The organism is Pseudomonas putida group bacterium ESBL64, from assembly GCF_045277175.1.
Classification (GTDB): domain Bacteria; phylum Pseudomonadota; class Gammaproteobacteria; order Pseudomonadales; family Pseudomonadaceae; genus Aquipseudomonas; species Aquipseudomonas alloputida.
Window position 1 is genome coordinate 812,532 of the sequence record NZ_CP145799.1, and the last position, 21,484, is coordinate 834,015.

Sequence of the window (21,484 nt, forward strand, 5' to 3'; positions counted from 1 at the left end):
TAATTGGTGCTCGCTCATGATGAACTCTGGTCGGTCTGATATAACTTATAAACTGTACACTAAAGACTAAGTTGCCAGCTTCAGTCTTTAGTTGCTGGATGGATACACCCCGCCTGCTCGAAGAGACCGACCCGCTGGGCCGTAGGACCACCTACGAATATCACCACCTGACCACGCTGGTGACCCAGGTCAGCTACCCGGATGGCAGCACTTGGCGAGCGCGCTACGACGACAAGGGCAACCTGCTCGCCGAATTCGATGCCCTCGGCCAGATGACCGAGTACCTGAACAGCGATGACGGCCTGCCGCACACCATCATCGATGCGACCTACAAGTCCAAGTACCTGTGGTGGAACACCCTGGCCCAGGTCGAGCGCTACCAGGACTGCTCGGGCAAGAGTACGTACTACCGCTATGACGAACGCCAGCACCTGGTGGCGGTGACCGATGCGCTGAACCAGACCACCACGCTGGAGCGCAAGCCCGACGGCGAAGTGCTGCGCATCAGCCACCCGGACGGCACCACGGAAAGCTTCACCTACAACGTCTACGGTCAGGTGCTCAGCCACACCGACGGCAAGGGCCAGACCACCCGCCTGATGCGCACGGCCCGTGGCCTGCCGAGCAGCCGCCAGGATGCCAAGGGCCAACGGGTTCGCTACGAGTACGACAAGGCCGCCTGACCGCACTATTCAACGAAAACAACGCCACGTACAGCTTTACCTACGACTCCAACTCCACACCCATTCCGCTTTTCCCCCCGACTGGTTCCGCTGGGCGGAACCACATTCGTTTGTGATCCCGCGTCACTCGCGCTTATCTGTGAGCCAAGCACGACCTGCCTCACCTGTCGTGACCTGAAGGCGAACAACAAGAACGGGAAACCACCCGCGCGAGGAGACTCCACATGTCCCGACATCAGCATATCCAGGCCTGGCTCGCCGACGTGGCCAGCGACCTGCACGCGATTCGTCACGATATCCACGCTCACCCGGAACTGGGCTTTGAAGAAAGCCGCACCTCGGCATTGGTCGCCCGACTGCTGGAGGCATGGGGCTATGAAGTGCACACCGGTATCGGCAAGACCGGCGTGGTCGGCGTGCTGCGCAATGGCAGCAGCCCCCGCCGGCTGGGCCTGCGCGCCGACATGGACGCGCTGCCCATCCACGAAGCATCGGGTGCGGCATACAGCAGCCAGCACCCAGGCTGCATGCACGCCTGTGGTCATGACGGGCACACCACCATGCTGCTTGGCGCCGCACGCTACCTGGCGGCCACCCGGCAGTTCGACGGCACGCTGACACTGATCTTCCAGCCGGCCGAGGAGGGCCAGGGCGGGGCCGAGGCGATGCTGGCCGACGGCCTGCTGGAGCGCTTCCCATGTGATGCGCTATTCGGCATGCACAACATGCCAGGGCTGCCGGCCGGGCACCTGGGGTTTCGTGAAGGGCCGATGATGGCTTCACAAGACCTGCTGACGGTGACCCTGGACGGGGTGGGTGGCCATGGCTCGATGCCGCACCTGACCGTTGACCCGCTGGTGGCGGCCGCCAGTGTGGTGATGGCGCTGCAAACCGTGGTGGCGCGCAATATCGATGCGCAGGAGGCGGCAGTGGTCACCGTCGGCGCGTTACAGGCCGGCGAAGCGGCCAACGTGATCCCGCAACAGGCGCTGTTACGCCTTAGCCTGCGCGCGCTGAACGCTGAGGTGCGGGCGCAGGCCCTTGAGCGAGTGCGGGCAATCATCGTCAGTCAGGCCGAGAGCTTTGGCTGCCGCGCCAGCATCGAGCACCGCCCGGCCTACCCGGTGCTGGTCAACCATGCCGCTGAAAACGCCTTTGCCACCCAGGTAGGGGTCGAGTTGCTGGGCGCCCAGGCAGTGGATGGCAACACCCGCAAGCTGATGGGCAGCGAAGACTTCGCCTGGATGCTGCAGCGCTGCCCGGGGGCCTACCTGTTCATCGGCAATGGTGTATCGCGGCCGATGGTGCACAACCCGGCCTACGACTTCAACGACGACATCCTGCTGACCGGCGCCGCCTATTGGGGCGCGCTGGCAGAGCGATGGTTGGCACCTGCCTGATTGTCCCTTTTTGACCACTGCCGCTGGAACCCGGGCGCGACTGCGCCTGGGCGATCACCCAATCATTGTGTGGAGTGTTCCCTATGCAGACTTCGAGCACCGGCGTGTCGCGTACCCGGCAAGTGGTGGCCGCCGTTATCGGCAACGCCCTGGAATGGTATGACTTTATCGTGTATGGCTTTCTGGCCAGCATCATCGCCCGGCAGTTCTTCCCGTCCGACGACGCGTACGCCTCGCTGCTGATGGCCCTTGCCACCTTCGGCGTCGGGTTTTTCATGCGCCCTGTGGGCGGCGTGCTGCTGGGCATGTATTCCGACCGCAAGGGCCGCAAGGCGGCCATGCAGATGATCATCCGCCTGATGACCGTGTCCATCGCCATGATCGCCTTCGCGCCCGACTACCTGGCCATCGGCATGGCTGCGCCGCTGCTGATCGTGGTGGCGCGCATGCTGCAGGGCTTTGCCACCGGTGGTGAATACGCCAGCGCCACGGCGTTTCTGGTGGAAAGCGCGCCTGCCCACCGCAAGGGCCTTTATGGTTCGTGGCAATTGGTAGGGCAGTGCCTGGCGGTGTTTTCCGGGGCGGCAATGGTGGCGTTGGTTACCCACCTGTGCTCGCCTGAGGCGCTGGACAGCTGGGGCTGGCGCATCCCGTTCGTGCTGGGCCTGCTGATCGGGCCGGTCGGGCTGTGGATTCGCAAGCATATGGAGGAGCCTGAGGCGTTTGTCGAGGCGCGTCGCCATGCCAAGGGCCAGTCGCCCAGCCTGTGGCAGGTGCTGCGTGAACACCGGCGCAGCCTGCTGGTGTCGATGGGGTTGGCCTGCGGCGCGACGGTATCGTTCTACGTGGTGCTGGTGAACATGCCGACCTTCGCCCACAAAAGCCTAGGCCTGCCGCTGGACTAGGTGCTGCTGGTGCAGATGCTCGCCGTGGGGCTGATGACCCTCGTGATTCCGTTGTCCGGGGCGCTATCTGACCGGCTGGGGCGGCGCCCGGTGCTGATGGCCTTCACCCTGGCGTTCTTCGTGATGGTCTACCCACTGTATGTGTGGATGGCCGCTGCGCCTTCCCTGGAGCGCCTGTTGGTCATGCAACTGCTGTTGTGCACGGCCATCGGTGGTTTCTTCGGCCCGGCGCCTACTGCCCTGGCCGAACAGTTCCCGGTCCAGGTGCGTTCCACCGGCGTGTCGGTGGCCTACAACGTGGCGGTGATGGTGTTCGGTGGCTTTGCCCCGTTGATCGTGACCTGGCTCACCCAGGTGCTCGGCACCCCAGTGGCGCCGGCGTTCTACGTGCTGTTTGCCTGCCTGCTGACATTGCTGGGCACCTATTGCCTGAAAGAAGCACCGCGGGCAGTCAAGCCTGCCGCCTTCAACCTTGGAGTAAAACCGTGAAGCCGCTAGCCATCGACCCCATTGTTGCCCTCGATGCCGAGGCACTGTCCCAGGCCATCCATGCCCGCCAGTTGTCATGCCGGGAAGTGATGCAGGCTTACCTGGGGCATGTCGAGCGCTTCAATCGGCAGGTCAATGCACTGGTCTCGCTGCGCCCGGCCGAAGTGCTGCTGGCCGAGGCCGAGACGCGTGACCGCGAACTGGCCTGTGGCCATTCGCGCGGCTGGATGCATGGCATGCCGCAGGCAATCAAGGACCTCGCCGCCACGGCCGGGCTGCGTACCACGCTCGGCTCGCCGCTGTTTGCCGAGCAGGTACCCGAACAGGATGCGATCAGCGTGGCGCGGGTGCGGGCGAGCGGGGCATTGATCATGGGCAAGAGCAATGTGCCTGAGTTTGGCCTGGGCTCGCAAAGCTACAACCCCTTGTTTGGCACCACCATCAACGCCTACGACCCGTCGCGGGTGGCGGGTGGCAGCAGCGGTGGGGCTGCAGCGGCGCTGGCCATGCGCTTGCTGCCGGTGGCCGACGGCAGCGACATGATGGGCTCGCTGCGCAACCCGGCGGCGTTCAATAACCTGTTCGGCCTGCGCCCATCGCAGGGCCGCGTGCCGCATGGGCCGGCGCCCGAGCTGTTCGTGCATCAGCTGGCCACAGAAGGGCCGATGGGCCGCAGTGTGGTCGACGTGGCGCGGCTGCTGTCGATACAGGCGGGTGTTGATGCCCGGGCGCCGCTGTCGCTGAGCGAAGGCTGGCGCGATTTTGCCGTTGGCTTGCCGCGCGATTTTCGCGGAGTACGCGTGGGCTGGCTGGGCGACTACAACGGCTATCTGCCGATGGATGACGGGGTAATGAGCCTGTGCGAGTCGGCGCTGCCCGACTTTGCCAAGCTGGGCTGCCAGGTCGAGGCCTGCCAGCCGGCATTCGACCTGGCGCGCTTGTGGCAATGCTGGCTGACCCACCGCCACTTCCTGGTGCATGGCAACCTCGGCGCAGCCTATGCCGACCCCGGCAAGCGCGCATTGCTCAAGCCCGAAGCACAGTGGGAGGTGGAAGGTGGCTTGCAGCTGAGTGCGGCGGCGCTGTACCAGGCTTCGTTGGACCGCAGTGACTGGTACCGCGCCATGGGCAAGCTGTTCGAGCGTTACGACTTCCTGCTGTTGCCCTCGGCCCAGGTGTTCCCTTTCGATGCACGCCAGCCATGGCCGACGGTGGTCGGGGGGCGGGCAATGGACACCTACCACCGCTGGATGGAAGTGGTGATCGGGCCGACCTTGGCCGGCTTGCCGAGCATCAGCGTGCCGGTGGGGTTCAATGCCGCCGGGTTGCCCATGGGCCTGCAAATCATAGGCCCGGCGCAGGCCGACCATGCCGTGCTGCAGCTGGCGTATGCCCATGAACAGCTCACCCGCTGGGTGGTGCGCTGCCCGCCACAACGCCTGCTTGCGCCATGAAAGCACGGGCAGGCGCGGATCTTGCTGGCTATCCTGACCATCCCGCTACAAGGAGGTCATACCCATGGGCATCACGGCAGACAGCGGCGGCGTGCGTTCAGTGGAGCGGGCGCTGGCCATCGTCGACCTGCTGGGCGAACACCAGGCGTTGGGCCTGGAAGAACTGCACTACCTGACGGCGCTGCCCAAGGCCACGGTGTCGCGCATGATCGCCACCTTGCAGGCGCAAGGCTGGGTGTACCGCGGCCTTGCCGACCGGCGCTACCGGCTGTGCGCGCGACGCCTGTTCGGTGACCGCCAGTTGCGTTTCAAGCGGCGCCTGGTGGAAAGCGCAGCGCCCATGCTGCTGGAGCTGAGTGAGCGCACCGGGCTGGTCGCTGACCTGTCGTGTTTCGACGGCCAGCGGCTGGAGGTGATGGAAAGCGCCATTCCCCAGGTGCTGCGCAAGCGCTATCCGCACACCAGTCAGATTGTTGGGCAGCATGCCAGCCTGTTTCATTCGGCGATGGGGCGGGCGTGCCTGGGGGAGCTGGCGGTGGACGAAGTGCAGCGCCTGGCGGCCCATGAGCGGCTGGGTGACGACGGGTTGTTGCGCGATATCGAAGAACAAGCGCACAAGGGCTTTGGTCAGCGCACCGAAGGCTACTGGGAATACCCGGTGCGCCTGCCGTTCCTGATCCGCGCCATTGCCTTGCCGGTACATGCCGAAGGGCGCCTGGTCGGCAGCATTGCCTTGCAATGGCCGCTGGATCAGGCGCCGGTGGAGCGGGTGTCGAGCCTGCACCTGAGCAGTTTGGCGACCACGGTGGGGGAAGTGCAGCGGGCCTTGGCTGTTTGATGTTTCCTGCACGGGTTTCTTCGCGGGTAAGCCACAGACGCGTGCATTGCCAGTACCGCCCACAGAACCTGCGGGCGTTACTGGCCCTCCCGAAATCCGCTGGGGCTCACCCCCGCCTGCTTGCGAAAGAACCGGCTGAAATACCCCACATCGGCAAACCCCAGCTCATGGGCGATCTCTTTCACGCTCAGGCTCGAATGCCCGAGCATGCGCTTGGCCTCCAGCACCAGTCGGGCATTGATCACATTCATCGGCGTCATGCCCAGGTGTTCCTGGCACAACCGCCCCAACGTCACCAGGGTCATGCCCAATTCGGCGGCGTATTCCGCCAGTGGCCAGTGCGCGCGGTAGTGCATGTCTACCAGCTCGCGAAAAGCCGTCAGTTGCTGGCTGCGTCTTGATACTGGGCGCTGCTCACCTGCGGGCATGTACGGCTCATGGCGCAGGACATGGATCATCAGTGCCAGCAATAGCGCCATGCTGCTGGCCACATGCTCGCGGGCGCGGTTGTGGTATTCCTCGCGCAGGGCCCGAAACAGGGGCAACAACGGGTCTTCATCGGCGGCCCAGTGGGGCAGGGCAATCACCTGTGGTTTGCGCAGTTGCACCCGCACGTTGGGTGCCAGCACCTGGGCGATGCTATCCAGCGGGTGCTGCGCAGCCGTGATTACCTGGCCTTCTACCTGGCTGGCCCAATGAAATCCATGCACCACCTGCGCCGGGACGTACACCACGCAGGGTGCATGAACCTGAAACCGGTCACTGTCGAACAGCACCTCGCCGCCACCGCTTTGCAGGTACAACAGCTGCAGCAAGCCTTCGTGACGGTGTGCGGCAATCTCCCAGTTGTGCGCGCCAGAGCGCTGGGATATCTGCTCCACATGCAAGGCTTCGTGCCACACCGGCTGCGCGGTTTCACCGTACAGGGCGTAATTGGGGATCTTGTTCATGGTGTTGTAATTGTTCTGTTCAGTACCCGCTACTGTGCCATAGCTGCCCGCAGGCTTCAGGGCGCAGTGGGCAAATTGACGGGAATGTGGGGCTGGTTGCAGGTTTTGTCCATTCTGCCGGTGGGCCTGCCGGCCATAGCCTGTTGCCCAGAACAAGCAACGCTCTGGAGAGCAGCATGCACAACAACAAGATCCTTTCTCAGTGGCTAGGCCTGGAGTCGGCCGTATGCGTGGTGACCGGCGCGGCCGGCGGCATTGGCGCAGCGTTGGCCGCAGCCTTGGTGGAGCAGCAGGCCCACGTGGTGCTGCTTGACCGCGACCTGGACAAATGCCGCGAACTGGCGGCCACCCTGGGGGAACACAGTGCAGGCGAAGTCAGTGCCCTGGCCTGCGACATTGCCGATCCGGCCAGCGTGGAGCAGGCTGCGGCCCAGGTACAGGCGCTGCATGGGCGCTGCGATGTACTGGTCAACAATGCCAGCGTGCTGCGCCCCGGTGCGCTGGACACGCTAAGCCTGGAACAATGGAACCAGGTGCTGGCGGTCAACCTCAGTGGCTACCTTTTGTGTGCCCAGGCCTTTGGCCGTTCCATGCTGGACTGCGGCCAGGGCCGTATCGTGCATGTGGCCTCGATTGCAGCCCATTACCCGCAACCCAACAGTGGCGCTTACAGCGCGGCGAAGGCAGGCGTCAGCATGTTGTCGCGGCAGATCGCCGTGGAATGGGGGCCGCGTGGTGTGCGCAGCAACGCCGTATGCCCGGGTTTGATCCGCACGCCATTGTCGGCGGCGTTCTATGCCGACCCACAGGTGGAGCGCCGGCGTAGCGCCATGACCGCCAACCAGCGCATCGGTGAGCCGCAAGACATCGCCGAAGCCGTGCTGTTTCTGGCCAGCCGCCGCGCCGACTATATCAACGGCGCCGAGCTGACCGTGGATGGCGGATTGGAAAGCATGCCCATGGCATTGATCCCGCGCCCTGGCTTCGAGGGGGCAGGCCAATGAATACGCGTAGCTGCGATGTACTGGTCATCGGTGCGGGTGCTGGCGGCCTGGCGACAGCCATCACGGCGAAAAAGCTTGGCCTGGATGTGATCGTCATCGAAAAGGAGGCGTGCTTCGGCGGTACCACGGCGTTTTCCGGCGGCGTGCTGTGGGTGCCGGGCACCCGGCACGGGGGCAATGACAGCCAAGCAGCGGCCATGACCTACCTGCGCAACGAAACCGGTGCCTGCTTCGATGCGGCCGGGGTGGAGGCATTCTTGCGCTACGCGCCGCAGATGGTTGAGTTTTTCGAGCGCGAGACGGCAGTCAAGTTCGTGCCCACGCTGTACCCCGATTATCACCCGCAGGTGGAAGGCGGCGTCGATGTGGGCCGCTCGATACTGGCCGCACCTTACGACATCCGTGGTCTGGGGCCCGACATGGCGCGGCTGCGCCCGCCGCTGAAGACCATCACCTTCATCGGCATGATGTTCAACTCGTCGAATGCCGACCTCAAGCACTTCTTCAATGTCACCCGTTCGTTGACCTCGTTCGCCTACGTGGCCAAACGCCTGCTGACCCATTTGAAAGAGCTGGCCTTGTACCGACGCGGCACCCAGGTCACCAGTGGCAATGCCCTGGCGGCACGGCTGGTACGCTCGGCACTGGACCTGGGCATTCCGATTCTCACAGGCACCCCGGCGCGGCAGTTGCTGCGCGAAGGGGCGCGGGTAGTGGGGGCGGTGACCGGGCAGGCCGGCAGCGAGCAGCGCATCGAGGCCCGGCGTGGGGTGGTGCTGGCCTGTGGCGGTTTCTCCCATGACCTGCAACGGCTGCGCCAGGCCTACCCGCATGTACGGCGCGGCGGCGAGCATTTTTCACCGGTGCCAGCGGGCAACACCGGCGATGGTGCGCGCATGGCCGAGGCGCTGGGAGCAAAGGTCGATATCTGCCTGCAGGCACCTGCAGCCTGGATGCCGGTATCGAAGGTGCCGGTGGGTGGTGGGCGGCATATTGCCTTTCCGCACTTGCTCGACCGCTACAAGCCGGGTGTGATCGGCGTGCTGCGTTCGGGGCAGCGATTCACCAATGAGTCGAATGCCTACCACGACGTGGGCGCAGCGCTGATCGAGGCGTGTTCCGACCAGGCAGAAACCGCCATGTGGCTGGTATGCGACCGCCGCACCCTGGCCAAATACGGGCTGGGCTTTGCCAAGCCTGCGCCGATGCCGCTGGGGCCATTGCTGCGCAACGGCTACCTGCTCAAGGGCCAGACCCTGGCGGAGTTGGCCGGCAAGGCCGGTATCGATGCGCAAGGGCTGGAGCAGACTGTGCGCGAGTACAACCTTGGCGCTGTCCACGGCGAAGACCGTCAGTTCGGCCGCGGCAGCACCAGCTTCAATCGCTACCTGGCCGACCCGCAGCAACAACCCAACCCGTGCGTAGCGCCGGTTGGCGAGGGACCGTACTTTGCCGTGAAAGTCATCATGGGCGATCTGGGCACTTTCGACGGGCTGCGCACCCGTGTGACCGGTGAAGTGTTGGCGGCCGACGGGCAAGTCATCGACGGCCTGTATGCGGTGGGTAACGACCGCGCCAGCATCATGGGCGGCAACTACCCCGGGGCGGGCATCACCCTGGGGCCGATCATGACCTTTGCCTACATCACCGGGCGCCATCTGGCGGGTGTTGAGCAGGGGCTGGCGGCGGGCAACGCACGGGAGGTGGCGTGATGGACAAGCCTGTGGTCGACCACCGCATCTACACCATTCGCCCACGCGGCATGGCGGCCTTTCTCGAGGCGTTCGACCAGCTGGCGATGCCGATCCTGCTGCGCCACCTCGGTGCACCCCTGGCGTTTTACACCAGCAGCATCGGGCCGTTGAACCAGGTGGTGCACTTGTGGGGCTATGACAGCCTCGATGACTTCGAGAAGCGCAGCGCAGCGCGGGATGCCGACCCGGACTTTGCCGCGTACCTGCATGCCACCCGCGACCTGGTGGTGGCTCAGGAAACACGCATCATAAGGCCTGTGCGCTTACCCAGCCTTTTCCACTAGGGCTGCAACAAACACCGTCATAAAAACAACAACAGGTGATACCTATGAACAACACACTCGACGTGCGCCAACTGATCGACCAGCAACCCATCGGCCGTTACCAGAAATGGGTGGTGTTCCTCGGCTTTCTCATCATCGCCCTGGACGGCCTGGACGTCGCCATCATCGGCTTCATTGCCCCGCAATTGAAAAGCGATTGGGGCCTGGATGCGCAAAGTCTGGGCCCGGTATTGAGCGCCGCGTTGATCGGCCTGGCACTTGGCGCCTTGATTGCCGGCCCCTTGGCGGACCGTTACGGGCGCAAGGCGGTGTTGCTGTGCAGCGTGCTGCTGTTCGGCCTCTGGACACTGGCCTCGGCCTTTTCACCCAACCTGGAAGCCCTGGTCGCGTTGCGCTTTCTGACCGGCCTGGGCCTGGGCGCAGCCATGCCCAATGCCAGCACCCTGGTCAGCGAGTATGCCCCGGCACGCAGCCGCTCGCTGCTCATTACCCTGGCATTCTGCGGCTTCTCCCTGGGCGCTGCGGCAGGTGGTTTCGTCAGCGCCTGGATGATTCCGAACCTGGGCTGGCGCAGTGTCTTGGCATTGGGTGGGGTGTTGCCGCTGATGGTCCTGCCGTTGCTGTATTGGCGCCTGCCGGAATCGGTGACGTTCCTGGTCAGCAAAGGGGCGGACCGCAAGCGCATTCTGGCCATTGTCCGTCGCCTGGCACCTGAGCATGTCAACGCCGACACGACCTTTGTCTTGCCCGGTAAAGCCCAGGCTGCAGGCGGTGCAATCGGCACCATCCTCTCTGCGCGGTATCGCTTTGGTACCTGCATGCTCTGGGGCGGGTACGTGCTGGCGCTGTTCCTGGTCTATCTGTTCAGCGGCTGGTTGCCGACGCTGGTAAAGGAGGGGGGCGGGTTTTCGGTGGCCGAAGCGGCCATCGTCACCGCCTGTTTCCAGATTGGCGGCCCGTTGGGCGCGATTTCGGTGGGTTGGGCCATGGATCGCTACCCGGCGCAGCGCGTGCTGGTACTGACCTTCCTGTTCAGTGGTGCGGTGATTTTTGCAATTGGTCAGGTCGCTGCGGACTTCGCCTGGTTGTGTGCGGTTGCGAGCGCTGTGGGCTTTGGCCTTAATGGGGCAAGTGTTGGCATGAATGCACTGGCGGCGGCTTTTTACCCGACTGAAGCACGGGCGACCGGCGCCAGCTGGATGAGCGGCATCGGGCGCCTGGGTGCGATTCTCAGTGCCTTTGCCGGGGCACAGATGCTGGCACTGGGCTGGAGCTTTGCCCAGGTATTCGCTTCGTTGTTGCTACCCGCAGGGTTGGCGGCTTTGGCGGTATGGCTGCAAGGGCGAAATGCGGCGTCACGGCTTAGCGTTCCCGGTTGTACATCCGGCACCCCGGCTGCAGCGCCAGCAGGTTCGGCTCCCACTCCCTAGCCTTCGGGAACACAGCCCCTGTCTGAAGCCATACGCTCGATCAACGCCCACAACGCCGCATCATTGAAATCGTCGACAACCAGCCTGGCGCCCGCCGCCAGCAACCGCTCCGGGGTCTGCGTCGTGGCCACGCCCACGGTAAAGATCCCCGCGCCACTGGCTGCAGCCGTCCCCGGCAATGAGTCCTCGAAGGCCAGCGCTTGCCCGGCCTCGGCACCCAGCCGCTGCAGGCCGGTGAGGTAGGGCAGCGGGTCCGGTTTGGGCCGTGCCAGTTCTTCGGCCACCAGCACATGTTCAAAGTGCTGGCCCAGGCCCATGGCGTTCAGCATGTGCTCGGCGTTCAGCCGCGGTGCGTTGGTCACCACGCACATGCCGATGTCATGGGCCTGGGCATGCTCCAGCAGGCGCAACAGGCCTGGCATTGGCTCAAGCGACGGCGACATCGCGCGAAACAGCGCTTCCTTGCGGTCGGCCAATGCCTGGCACTGTTCGACGCTGGCGCCGCTGAACAGCTCGGCGAACAGCTCGCCGTTGGCGCGGCCGCTGACCTGGGCGTCGAACTGCGCCTGGCTCAGCTCGCGGCCGTCGTGTTCGCGCAGCAGTTGGCGAAAGGCCTGCAGGTGCAGGGTGTCAGTGTCGGTGAGGGTACCGTCAAGGTCGAACAGCAGGGCGGTCAGCATGGGATATCCAGATGAAAAAACACAAGCCAGGGGATCATAACCAAAGCTGACGACGAAGGGGGCTGTTCAGCGTGCTCCGAAAAGAGTACAAATGTGCTCCATGGACACTCTTACCCCCAAACGCCGCGCCATTTTCGAATTCATCCGTGAGCGCATTGCCGAGCATGGTCAGCCGCCGAGCCTGGCCGATATCGCCACGCGCTTCGGTTTTGCCTCGCGCAGCGTTGCGCGCAAGCACATCACCGCCCTGTGCCAGGCCGGTTACATCGATGTCACGCCAAACCAGGCCCGGGGCATACGCCTGGCCGAACCGCTGCGCCGGCCGGAAATCCTCGAAATACCCGTGCTGGGCCAGGTGGCGGCGGGTGCCCCCATCGGCCCGGACCTGGACATCCACGAGCAGTTGCTGCTCGACCCCAGCCTGTTCCGCCGTACCCCCGACTACCTGCTGAAGGTGCGGGGCGACTCGATGATCGACGACGGCATCTTTGACGGTGACCTGGTCGGCATCCTGCAACAGGCCGACGCCCGCGACGGGCAAATCGTGGTTGCGCGCCTGGACGGCGAAGTGACCATCAAACGCCTGCAACGCCAAGGCGGCACTTACCGGCTGTTGCCACGCAACCCTGCGTATGCGCCGATCGATGTGCAGCCCGAACAGGACTTTTTCATCGAAGGCGTGTTCTGCGGCTTGCTGAGGCGTGACTGATGGGCGCCGTGGTCGACCTCGACAGGCTGCTGGAGCAGCGCCGGGTATGGCGCGGCCGGCAGGCCCAGGCGCGGCCACTCGGGCTGCAGCCCACCGGCCATGCGGCCCTCGACGAACGTTTGCCGGAAGGTGGCTGGCCGGCGGCAGCACTGAGCGAGCTGTTGCTGGCCAACCCCGGCTGTGGCGAATTGCAGTTGCTGTGGCCAACCCTGGCCCGGCTGAGTGCAGAAGCCAGCAGAGTGGTGCTGGTGGCTCCACCCTTCATCCCTTTTGCACCGGCCTGGCAGGCAGCGGGGGTGGACCTGCGCTGGCTGGTACAGGTGGATGCCGAGCCTGCCGATGCCCTGTGGGCTGCCGAACAGTGCCTGCGCTCGGGCAGTTGCGCGGCGGTGCTGTGCTGGCCGGAACGTGCCGATGACCGCGCCCTGCGGCGCTTGCAGGTAGCGGCCGAAACCGGGCAGGCACTGGCGTTCGCCTGCAGGCCGCAGCAGGCGTCGCACAACCCTTCACCCGCAGCGCTGCGCATTGCAGTCGACACGCGCCCGGCGCAATGGCGCGTGCTGAAAAGCCGGGGTGGCATGCCTCCAGCGCTGCCTATTCCCTGCCCGGGGCGGGGCTGATGCACCATGCTCTGGGCCTGCATCCTGCTCCCGCAGCTTGCGCTGGACACCGTCCTGCGTGAGCGTGACGACCCTGATACACCCTTGGTGCTGATTGGCGGGCCGACCCAGCGTCGCGTGTTGCAGGCAGTCAACCCGGCGGCCGCTGCACTGGGCCTGCGGGCCGGGCAAACCCTGACCGCAGCGCGTGCCTTGGCCGATGGCTTCACCTGTGTCGAAGCCGACCCCAAACGCATTGATCAGGTGCAACAGCTGCTGGCGGCCTGGGCCTACCGCTTCAGTGCCCAGGTCAGCCTGCATTACCCTCGGGCGCTGCTGCTGGAAGTGGGCTCCAGCCTGCAACTGTTCGGGCCCTGGCCTTTGTTCGAGGCGCGTCTGCGTCAGGAGTTGGCAGAACTGGGCCTGCGCCAACGCATTGTCCTGGCCAGCAACCCGGTGGCAGCTCGCATGCTCGCCAATGGCCACGATGGCCTGGCCGTGGGCGATGTCGACGCCACCCGAGCGGCGCTGCTTGGCATGCCCATCACGCGCGTCGGCCTGCCGGCAGAGGCGGCCGACGCGTTTGCCCGCATGGGCTTGCACCAGCTGGGCCAGGTATTGGCCTTGCCGCGCGATACCTTGGCCAGGCGCTTTGCGGCCCAGGTGCAGCTGCACCTCGACCAGTTGCTCGGCCTGCGCAACCTGGGGCTGGACTTCTACCAGCCACCGGACCGTTTCGAAACCCGGCTGGAACTCAATTTCGACGTCGAGTCGCACCAGGCGCTGTTGTTCCCGCTGCGGCGCATGCTCAACGACCTTGCTGCATTTCTGGCCGGGCGAGACTGTGGCGTGCAGCGCTTCTGTCTGCATCTGGAGCACGCCGAGGGGCCGGATACCCTGCTCAAGGTGGGCCTGCTGGCGGCCGAACGCGATGCTGCGATGCTGTTCGAGCTAGCCCGTGGGCGCCTTGAGCCGCTGCGCATACCCGCACCGGTGCGCAACCTGCGGCTGGTTGCCGAAGACTTGCCACCCTTCGTGCCACAGCATCAGGCGTTGTTCGACCCGCGGGCGCAACAGGCGCAACCCTGGGCGCAATTGCGTGAGCGGTTGCGCGCCCGCCTGGGGGATGAGGCCGTCAAGGGGCTTGGCGCAGCCGCCGATCACCGCCCCGAATGCGCCTGGCATTTGGCGGAACAGGGTGCCCAAGGCAACATGCCGGTTGCACCGGGCAGCCGCCCGGGGTGGCTGTTGTCGGCACCGATCGCGCTGGATGACGCCGCCTACCAGGTGCAGGGCTATGCCGAACGCATCGAATCAGGTTGGTGGGATGGCGGCGATGTGCGTCGCGACTACTACCGCATCGAAACCCGTGACGGCCTGCGCGGCTGGGCCTACCGCGACCTGAGCCAGGCCGGCCCGCTTTGGCTGCAGGGTTGGTTCGCATGAACACCCCGGGTTATGCCGAGCTGCATTGCCTTTCCAACTTCAGCTTCCAGCGCGGTGCATCGAGCGCCGACGAGCTGTTCCGGCGTGCGCGCGAGCAGGGCTACCAGGCCTTGGCGATCACTGACGAATGCACGCTGGCCGGTATCGTGCGCGCCTGGCAGGCAGCCAAAGTGCACCAGTTGCGGCTGATCGTTGGCAGCGAGGTGCAATTGTGCGATGGGCCCAAGCTGGTGCTGCTGGTCGAGAACCTGACCGGCTACCAGAACCTGTGCGCCCTGATCACCCGTGCCCGGCGGCGGGCAGAGAAGGGTGCGTACCAGCTGTTTCGTGATGACTTGCTGCTGCACCATCAAGGCCTGCTGGCCTTGTGGGTGGCCGCTGACAGTGGCGATACCGCTACCGGCGCGTGGCTGCGCAGTGTGTTCGCTGAGCGCCTGTGGCTGGCCGTGCACCTGCATCGGGGCAGTGACGATGCCGTGCGCCTGCAACGGCTGCGGGCACTGGCGGCTGATGTGGGTATCCGCGCCGTGGCCTGTGGCGACGTGCACATGCACGTGCGTGGTCGCCGTGCCTTGCAGGACTGCATGACTGCCATCCGCCAGCATTGCCAGGTGAGCGAGGCCGGGCGCTTTCTGTTTGCCAATGGCGAACGGCACCTGCGCAGCCAGGCGCAACTGGCCGAGTTGTATCCGCTCGACCTGCTGGCCGAGACCCTGGTCATTGCCCGGCGCTGCCAGTTTGACCTGAGCGAACTGAACTACCAGTACCCACGCGAACTGGTGCCCGAGGGGCATACCCCGGCAAGCTGGCTGCGTGAATTGTGCGAGCAAGGCCTGCCGCTGCGCTGGCCAGGCGGGCCGAGTGGCAAAGTGCGGGCTGTGCTTGCCAAGGAACTGGGGCTGATCGAAGAGCTGGGTTACGAAAGCTACTTCCTGACGGTGCACGACATTGTCGCCTTCGCCCGCAGCCAGCGCATCCTATGCCAGGGCCGGGGGTCGGCAGCCAACTCGGTGGTGTGCTTCGTACTGGGCATCACCGAGCTTGACCCCATGAAACACCACCTGCTGTTCGAGCGCTTCCTGTCGCGCGAGCGCAACGAGCCGCCGGACATCGACGTGGACTTCGAACACGACCGGCGCGAGGAGGTGATCCAGTATGTGTTCCGTCGCTATGGCCGGCACCGGGCGGCGCTCACTGCGGTAGTCAACACCTACCATGCCGCCGGTGCGGTGCGGGATGTGGCGCGGGTGCTGGGGCTACCTGCCGACCAGGTGGATGCCCTGGCCAAATGCTGTGGCCGCTGGAGCGATCGCATACCCGATGACCAGCGCCTGGCCGAAGCCGGTTTCGAAGCGGGCAGCCCTTCGCTGCGGCGGGTGCTGGTGCTGGCCGGCGAACTGATCGGCTTCCCCCGGCACCTGTCACAGCACCCGGGCGGTTTTGTCATCTCCCAGCAACCGCTCGACCAGCTGGTGCCGGTGGAGAATGCCGCGATGCCGGAGCGCACGGTGATCCAGTGGGACAAGGATGACCTGGACATGGTTGGCCTGCTCAAGGTCGACGTACTGGCGTTGGGCATGCTCAGCGCCTTGCGTCGCTGTTTCGACCTGCTGCAGCACCACCGTGGCCGGCACCTGACCCTGGCGACCATCCCCAGCGAAGACCCGGCCACCTACGCCATGATCAGCCGTGCCGAGACCATGGGCGTGTTCCAGATCGAGTCACGCGCGCAAATGGCCATGTTGCCGCGGCTGCGGCCCCAAAAGTTCTACGACCTGGTCATCGAGGTCGCCATCGTCCGCCCCGGGCCGATTCAGGGTGACATGGTGCACCCGTACCTGCGCCGGCGCCTGAAGCAGGAACCGGTGACGTATCCGTCGCCGCAACTGAAGGAAGTGTTCGAACGTACCTTGGGCGTGCCGCTGTTCCAGGAGCAGGTGATGGAACTGGCGATGGTCGCGGCCGACTATACCCCGGGCGAGGCCGACCAGTTGCGCCGCAGCATGGCAGCCTGGAAGCGCCACGGCGGGCTTGAACCGCACCGCGAACGGCTGGTGCAGGGCATGTTGCGCAATGGTTACACGCTGGCGTTTGCCGAGCGCATCTTCGAGCAGATCAAGGGGTTTGGCAGCTATGGCTTCCCTGAGTCGCATGCGGCCAGCTTCGCCTTGCTGTGCTATGCCAGCAGTTGGCTGAAGTGCCATGAGCCGGCGATCTTCACCTGTGCGTTGGTCAACAGTTGGCCGATGGGCTTCTACAGCCCTGATCAGCTGCTGCAAGAGGCTCGCCGCCAAGGTATCGAGGTACGGCCGGTTGATGTCTGCCACAGCGACTGGGACTGCACCCTGGAGCCTGATGCTGAAGGCACCCTGGCCATTCGCATGGGCCTGCGACTGGTGCGTGGCCTGGCCGAAGCCGATGCCAGGCGCGTGCAGCAGGCGAGGGCGCAGCGGCCGTGGCGCAACGTCGAAGACCTGTGCCTGCGCGCCGGCCTGGACGCACGGGCCCGTGCCCGCCTGGCTGATGGCGGGGCGCTGCGCGCCTTGGCCAGCGATCGGCATCAGGCGCGCTGGCAGGTGGCGGCGGTGCAGCCGCAGCTGCCGTTGTTCGCCGATGTGCAGGCCTTGCCTGAAGAACCGGTGCAATTGCCCGTGCCAACCGTGGGCGAGGACCTGATGGCCGATTATCAAACCCTCGGCACTACGCTTGGCCCACATCCGCTGGCCCTGTTGCGCGCTCGCCTGAGGGCGCTGGGGTGTCGCAGCTCCAGTGAATTGCAGGGTGTGGAGCATGGCGACAACATTGCCGTGGCCGGGCTGGTGGTGGGCCGGCAACGGCCTCAAACCGCCAGCGGTGTGACCTTCGTTACTCTGGAAGACGAACATGGCATGGTCAACGTGGTGGTGTGGCGTGCGCTGGCCGAACGGCAGCGGCGGGCGCTGGTGGGTTCGCAGCTGCTCAAGGTCAGTGGGCGGTTGGAGCAGGAGAATGGGGTGCGGCACCTGATTGCGCGGCGGTTGGAGGATGTGAGTCCGCTGCTGCAAGGGCTGGATGTGCGCAGCCGGGATTTTCACTGACCCCCAACGCTCGGTACTTGCGCGGTTCCCTGTGGGTGCGAGCGAGCCCGCGAAGCACTCACCGCGTTGCAAGGCACCGGCCTTGCCGGTGTTCGCGGGCATGCCCCACATTGACCGCCTGCAACCTTGAGCCTGCCCCAACCATTCATTGGCCACGGTGCGTTATTCCTTGGTCGACGGCCACGTTTGCCACTAGGCCTGAGCCCCCCTGTGGGAGCGGCCTTGTGTCGCGATAGGGCCGCGCAGCGGCCCCAGGATCTCGGCATCATGCATAGATTGCTGGGGCCGCTTTGCGGCCCTATCGCGACACAAGGCCGCTCCCACAGGGATCGCGCCGCCTTTTAGAAATTGAGCAAGACAGTTGCTCCCAAAGGTCGCGTCCTGGTCCCGCTTGTGCTCGCCTACACCATCGCCAACCGCTGCTTGCGCGTCGGTGCAGGGAACGCCCGGTCGATCGCCCGCAGGTCTTCACCGGTCAAGGTCAGCGCTCCCGCCGCCGCATTGAGCCGCACGTGCTCGGGCGCCACCGCCTTGGGGATGGCGATCACGCCGTCATCGCGGGTCACCCAGGCCAGGCAGACCTGGGCCGGTGTGGCGCCATGGCGCTCGGCAATTTCCGCCAGTACCGGGTGCTGCAACAAGCGCCCGGCCTGAGCCAGCGGGCAGTAGGCCATGGTTGGCAAGCCACGTTTTTCGCACCACGGTAGCAAGTCGAATTCGATGCCGCGCTGGGCCGGGTTATACAACACCTGGTTGGTGGCACAATCAGGGTTGTGCAGTTCGCGCAGGTCGTCGACGTCAAAGTTGGACACGCCCCAACGCTTGATCTTGCCTTGCTCGCGCAAGCGCTCGAAGCCTTCGACGGTTTCCTCCAGCGGGTGCTGACCACGCCAGTGCAGCAGGTACAGGTCGATGCAATCAGTGCCCAGGCGCGTTAGGCTGCGTTCGCAGGCAGCCGCCATGCCGCGCAGGCCGGCATTGTGCGGGTAGACCTTGCTGACCAGAAATACCCGGTCGCGGCGCCCGGCAATGGCTTGGCCAACGACCTCTTCTGCCCCCCCTTCGGCATACATCTCGGCGGTGTCGATCAGGTTCAGGCCCAGCTCGATGCCCTGTTGCAGTGCCGCGACTTCGGCAGCCTTGCGACCTGGGTCTTCGCCCATGTACCAGGTGCCTTGGCCGATGGCTGGAACGCTCGTGCCTGCCAGATTTACGTAACGCATGTCACCTCCGGGATCCGGGTATTGGAAAGAAGCACCTCAAGCAGTGCCTGCGCTGCGGTGGAAAGCTTGTGCTCGCTGAGGGCAATCACGCCGATGCGCCGCTCGACAGTGGGCTCGACCAAGGTTACGCAGCGGGCACCCAGCTCCTGCATCTGGTTGATGCACAGCGCCGGCACAGCACTGACCCCCAGGCCGCTGGCCACCATGCGGCCGATGGTCGTCAGCTGGTGGCTTTCGAACGCGACTGCCAGCTTGCCGTGGCGGGCCGCCACATTCTGCTCCATCAGCAGGCGCACCGCCGAAGGGCGCTGCAGGGCCACGAAATCTTCGGCCATCAGCTGTGCCCAGCTGACCTGGGGCAGCAGCGCCAAGGGCGAGTCGGCGGCCACTACCGCAACGAAGCGGTCCATGTACAACGGGTGGAAGTCCAGCCCATCGATGTTATCCGGCTCGAAGCCGATGCCCAGTTCGACGCGGCGATGGCGTACCAGTTCCTGTACCTGTTCGTTGATCACGTCGTGCACCGTGACGTTGACCTTGGGGTAGCGCTGGCGAAACACCTTGAGCGCGTGGGGCAACAGGTTGCCGGCAAAAGCCGGCATGGCCGCCACTGACACACGGCCCAATTGCAGGGTAAAGCGCTGGCGCAGCATCTCTTCGGTATCGTCCCAGTCGGCCAGCAGGCGGCGTGCCAGTGGCAGCAGCACTTCGCCTTCGGCAGTCAGGCTGACGCTGCGCGTGGTGCGGCTGAGCAGGGCGCCGCCGAGGTTTTCTTCCAGCGCCTTGATGGTCAGGCTCAGTGCCGGTTGCGAAACGTGCAGGTGTTCACCGGCCTGGGCGAAGCTCTGGTACTTGGCCACGGCGACAAAGGCGCGCAATTGTTTGACGTTCATGTCGGGCCTATCGTTTGTTTTGTAAAAATTATCAATCGATGACGAAAACAAAATTAACAAATCAGTCGCTTGCGGTGAAGATGTCTGCACACGCTCACCGACAGCCTCGTCGGTTAAACAACTACAAAAGGCGGATCAGCATGGCCGGACTGGACAAGCGCGTTGCAACCTATGAACAGGCCCTCGAAGGCCTGACCGACAACATGACGGTACTGGCCGGTGGTTTCGGCCTGTGCGGCATCCCGGAAAACCTTATCAGCGAAATCAAGCGGCGTGGCGTCAAGGGCCTGACCGTGGTTTCCAACAACTGCGGCGTTGACGGTTTTGGTCTGGGCGTGCTGCTGGAAGACCGGCAGATTCGCAAGATGATCGCCTCCTACGTGGGCGAAAACGCCGAGTTCGAACGCCAGTTGCTCAGTGGCGAGCTGGAAGTGGAACTGACCCCACAGGGCACCCTCGCCGAAAAAATGCGCGCAGGTGGTGCCGGCATTCCGGCGTTCTACACCGCCACCGGCTATGGCACCCCGGTTGCCGACGGCAAGGAAGTCCGCGAGTTCAAGGGCCGCAAGTACATCCTGGAAGAGTCCATCACCGGTGACTTCGCCATCGTCAAGGGCTGGAAGGCCGACCACTACGGCAACGTGGTGTACCGCAACACTGCGCAAAACTTCAACCCGCTGGCGGCCACCGCCGGCAAGATCACCGTGGTCGAAGTGGAAGAAATCGTCGAACCCGGCGTGTTGCTGCCAAGCGAAATCCACACCCCGGGCATCTACGTGGACCGTGTCATCGTCGGCACCTTCGAAAAACGTATCGAAAAGCGCACCGTCAAGGCCTGAGCGCCATCCACCCGAACAATAAAGAGATCCTGACCATGGCACTGACCCGCGAACAGATGGCGCAACGCGTTGCCCGTGAACTGAAGGACGGTTACTACGTCAATCTGGGCATCGGCATCCCCACCTTGGTGGCCAACTATGTACCCGCCGACATGGATGTGATGCTGCAATCGGAAAACGGCCTGCTCGGCATGGGCGAATTCCCCACCGAAAGCACCCTCGATGCCGACATGATCAACGCCGGCAAGCAAACGGTCACCGCCCGCCGCGGTGCCTCGATTTTCGATTCGGCACAATCGTTCGCCATGATCCGTGGCGGCCACGTCGACCTGACCGTACTGGGGGCTTTCGAGGTGGACGTGCAGGGCAACATCGCCTCGTGGATGATTCCGGGCAAGCTGGTCAAGGGCATGGGCGGGGCCATGGACCTGGTGGCCGGCGCCGACAACATCATCGTTACCATGACCCACGCCTCCAAGGACGGCGAGTCCAAGTTGCTGCCACAGTGCAGCCTGCCGTTGACCGGTGCGGGCTGCATCCGCAAGGTGCTGACCGACCTGGCCTACCTGGAAATCGAAGACGGCGCCTTCATCCTGCGCGAGACCGCGCCTGGGGTCAGCGTCGAGGAAATCATCGAGAAAACCGCCGGCAAACTGATCGTGCCGGATGACGTGAAGGAAATGACCTTCTAAGGCATGACGTGATCTCACCTGTAGGCGCGGGTTTACCCGCGAATGCGTCGGTACATTGACCGCCGCATTCGCGGGTAAACCCGTTCCCACAGGTTTTTTGCGTTGCCTGGCAATACCGCTTCATCCCATAAAACC

At 64.7% G+C, this 21,484-nt stretch carries 17 protein-coding genes and 2 pseudogenes; 15 read left to right on the top strand and 4 right to left on the bottom strand.

Annotated features, from left to right (window positions below; translation table 11 throughout):
* Positions 1-110: 110 nt before the first annotated feature.
* The 5 genes and pseudogenes from V6093_RS03660 to V6093_RS03680 form a co-directional block, all read left to right on the top strand.
* Positions 111-736: pseudogene (locus V6093_RS03660) on the top strand (type IV secretion protein Rhs); the annotation flags it as partial.
* A gap of 171 nt (positions 737-907) precedes the next feature.
* A complete protein-coding gene (locus tag V6093_RS03665; RefSeq protein ID WP_060537398.1) occupies positions 908-2,083 on the top strand; it encodes a M20 aminoacylase family protein in 1,176 nt (391 codons plus the stop codon).
* Between the two features lie 83 nt (positions 2,084-2,166).
* Positions 2,167-3,477 (top strand): annotated as a pseudogene (locus tag V6093_RS03670) (citrate-proton symporter).
* On the top strand, positions 3,474-4,931 hold the full coding sequence (locus tag V6093_RS03675; protein WP_179052811.1) for an amidase: 1,458 nt from the start codon (positions 3,474-3,476) through the stop codon (positions 4,929-4,931). Before V6093_RS03670 ends, V6093_RS03675 begins: the two are co-directional and overlap by 4 nt.
* Before the next feature lie 64 nt (positions 4,932-4,995).
* Entirely contained in the window at positions 4,996-5,769 is a 774-nt protein-coding gene (locus tag V6093_RS03680; protein ID WP_004374195.1) for an IclR family transcriptional regulator, read from the top strand.
* Between the two features lie 77 nt (positions 5,770-5,846).
* Here the strand turns inward: V6093_RS03680 and V6093_RS03685 are convergent, their stop codons facing one another.
* Positions 5,847-6,719 carry a helix-turn-helix domain-containing protein gene (locus tag V6093_RS03685; protein ID WP_026031933.1) on the bottom strand — a complete coding sequence of 291 codons (873 nt, stop codon included), beginning with the start codon at positions 6,717-6,719 and terminating at the stop codon, positions 5,847-5,849.
* A 176-nt stretch (positions 6,720-6,895) separates the two neighbouring features.
* Between V6093_RS03685 and V6093_RS03690 the strand changes: the two genes are divergently transcribed.
* The 4 genes from V6093_RS03690 to V6093_RS03705 are packed head-to-tail and all read left to right on the top strand — an operon-like array spanning position 6,896 to position 11,191.
* Complete coding sequence (locus V6093_RS03690; RefSeq protein WP_004374198.1) at positions 6,896-7,723, top strand: SDR family NAD(P)-dependent oxidoreductase; 828 nt, start codon at positions 6,896-6,898, stop codon at positions 7,721-7,723.
* Entirely contained in the window at positions 7,720-9,435 is a 1,716-nt protein-coding gene (locus V6093_RS03695) for an FAD-dependent oxidoreductase (RefSeq protein WP_019751676.1), read from the top strand. Before V6093_RS03690 ends, V6093_RS03695 begins: the two co-directional genes overlap by 4 nt.
* Positions 9,435-9,761, top strand: coding sequence for an NIPSNAP family protein (locus V6093_RS03700; protein ID WP_004374204.1), 327 nt, complete (start codon positions 9,435-9,437; stop codon positions 9,759-9,761). The genes V6093_RS03695 and V6093_RS03700 overlap by 1 nt, the downstream gene beginning before the upstream one ends.
* A gap of 44 nt (positions 9,762-9,805) precedes the next feature.
* Positions 9,806-11,191 carry an MFS transporter gene (locus tag V6093_RS03705; RefSeq protein ID WP_004374205.1) on the top strand — a complete coding sequence of 462 codons (1,386 nt, stop codon included), beginning with the start codon at positions 9,806-9,808 and terminating at the stop codon, positions 11,189-11,191.
* Here V6093_RS03705 and V6093_RS03710 read toward each other — a convergent pair.
* Positions 11,188-11,871, bottom strand: coding sequence for an HAD family phosphatase (locus tag V6093_RS03710; RefSeq protein WP_004374207.1), 684 nt, complete (start codon positions 11,869-11,871; stop codon positions 11,188-11,190). The two genes, V6093_RS03705 and V6093_RS03710, sit on opposite strands and share 4 nt — an antisense overlap.
* Positions 11,872-11,962: 91 nt before the next feature.
* Here V6093_RS03710 and lexA point away from each other — a divergent pair, with 91 nt between their 5' ends.
* From lexA to V6093_RS03730, 4 genes are read left to right on the top strand one after another with little or no spacing between them, the layout of a single operon-like run.
* Positions 11,963-12,580, top strand: a complete 618-nt coding sequence (lexA, locus tag V6093_RS03715; RefSeq protein ID WP_012052394.1) for a transcriptional repressor LexA — start codon at positions 11,963-11,965, stop codon at positions 12,578-12,580.
* A complete protein-coding gene (gene imuA, locus V6093_RS03720) occupies positions 12,580-13,200 on the top strand; it encodes a translesion DNA synthesis-associated protein ImuA (protein ID WP_004374214.1) in 621 nt (206 codons plus the stop codon). Before lexA ends, imuA begins: the two co-directional genes overlap by 1 nt.
* A gap of 6 nt (positions 13,201-13,206) precedes the next feature.
* Positions 13,207-14,625, top strand: a complete 1,419-nt coding sequence (locus tag V6093_RS03725; protein ID WP_265978746.1) for a DNA polymerase Y family protein — start codon at positions 13,207-13,209, stop codon at positions 14,623-14,625.
* On the top strand, positions 14,622-17,702 hold the full coding sequence (locus V6093_RS03730) for an error-prone DNA polymerase (protein WP_406669706.1): 3,081 nt from the start codon (positions 14,622-14,624) through the stop codon (positions 17,700-17,702). The genes V6093_RS03725 and V6093_RS03730 overlap by 4 nt, the downstream gene beginning before the upstream one ends.
* Positions 17,703-18,103: 401 nt before the next feature.
* On the opposite strand, the gene V6093_RS03735 is transcribed toward V6093_RS03730, so the two are convergent.
* Both V6093_RS03735 and V6093_RS03740 read right to left on the bottom strand, forming a co-directional pair.
* Entirely contained in the window at positions 18,104-18,925 is an 822-nt protein-coding gene (locus tag V6093_RS03735; RefSeq protein ID WP_012052390.1) for an aldo/keto reductase, read from the bottom strand.
* Positions 18,913-19,818: a LysR family transcriptional regulator gene (locus V6093_RS03740; protein ID WP_004374224.1), complete on the bottom strand. Its 906-nt coding sequence runs from the start codon at positions 19,816-19,818 to the stop codon at positions 18,913-18,915. The genes V6093_RS03735 and V6093_RS03740 overlap by 13 nt, the downstream gene beginning before the upstream one ends.
* Positions 19,819-19,958: 140 nt before the next feature.
* On the opposite strand from V6093_RS03740, the gene V6093_RS03745 reads away from it, so the two are divergent.
* Both V6093_RS03745 and V6093_RS03750 read left to right on the top strand, forming a co-directional pair.
* The gene (locus tag V6093_RS03745) at positions 19,959-20,657 is read left to right on the top strand and encodes a CoA transferase subunit A (protein WP_004374230.1); all 699 of its coding nucleotides are present in this window, start codon (positions 19,959-19,961) and stop codon (positions 20,655-20,657) included.
* 35 nt (positions 20,658-20,692) lie between these two features.
* Positions 20,693-21,349 carry a CoA transferase subunit B gene (locus tag V6093_RS03750; protein ID WP_004576290.1) on the top strand — a complete coding sequence of 219 codons (657 nt, stop codon included), beginning with the start codon at positions 20,693-20,695 and terminating at the stop codon, positions 21,347-21,349.
* Positions 21,350-21,484 lie beyond the last annotated feature (135 nt).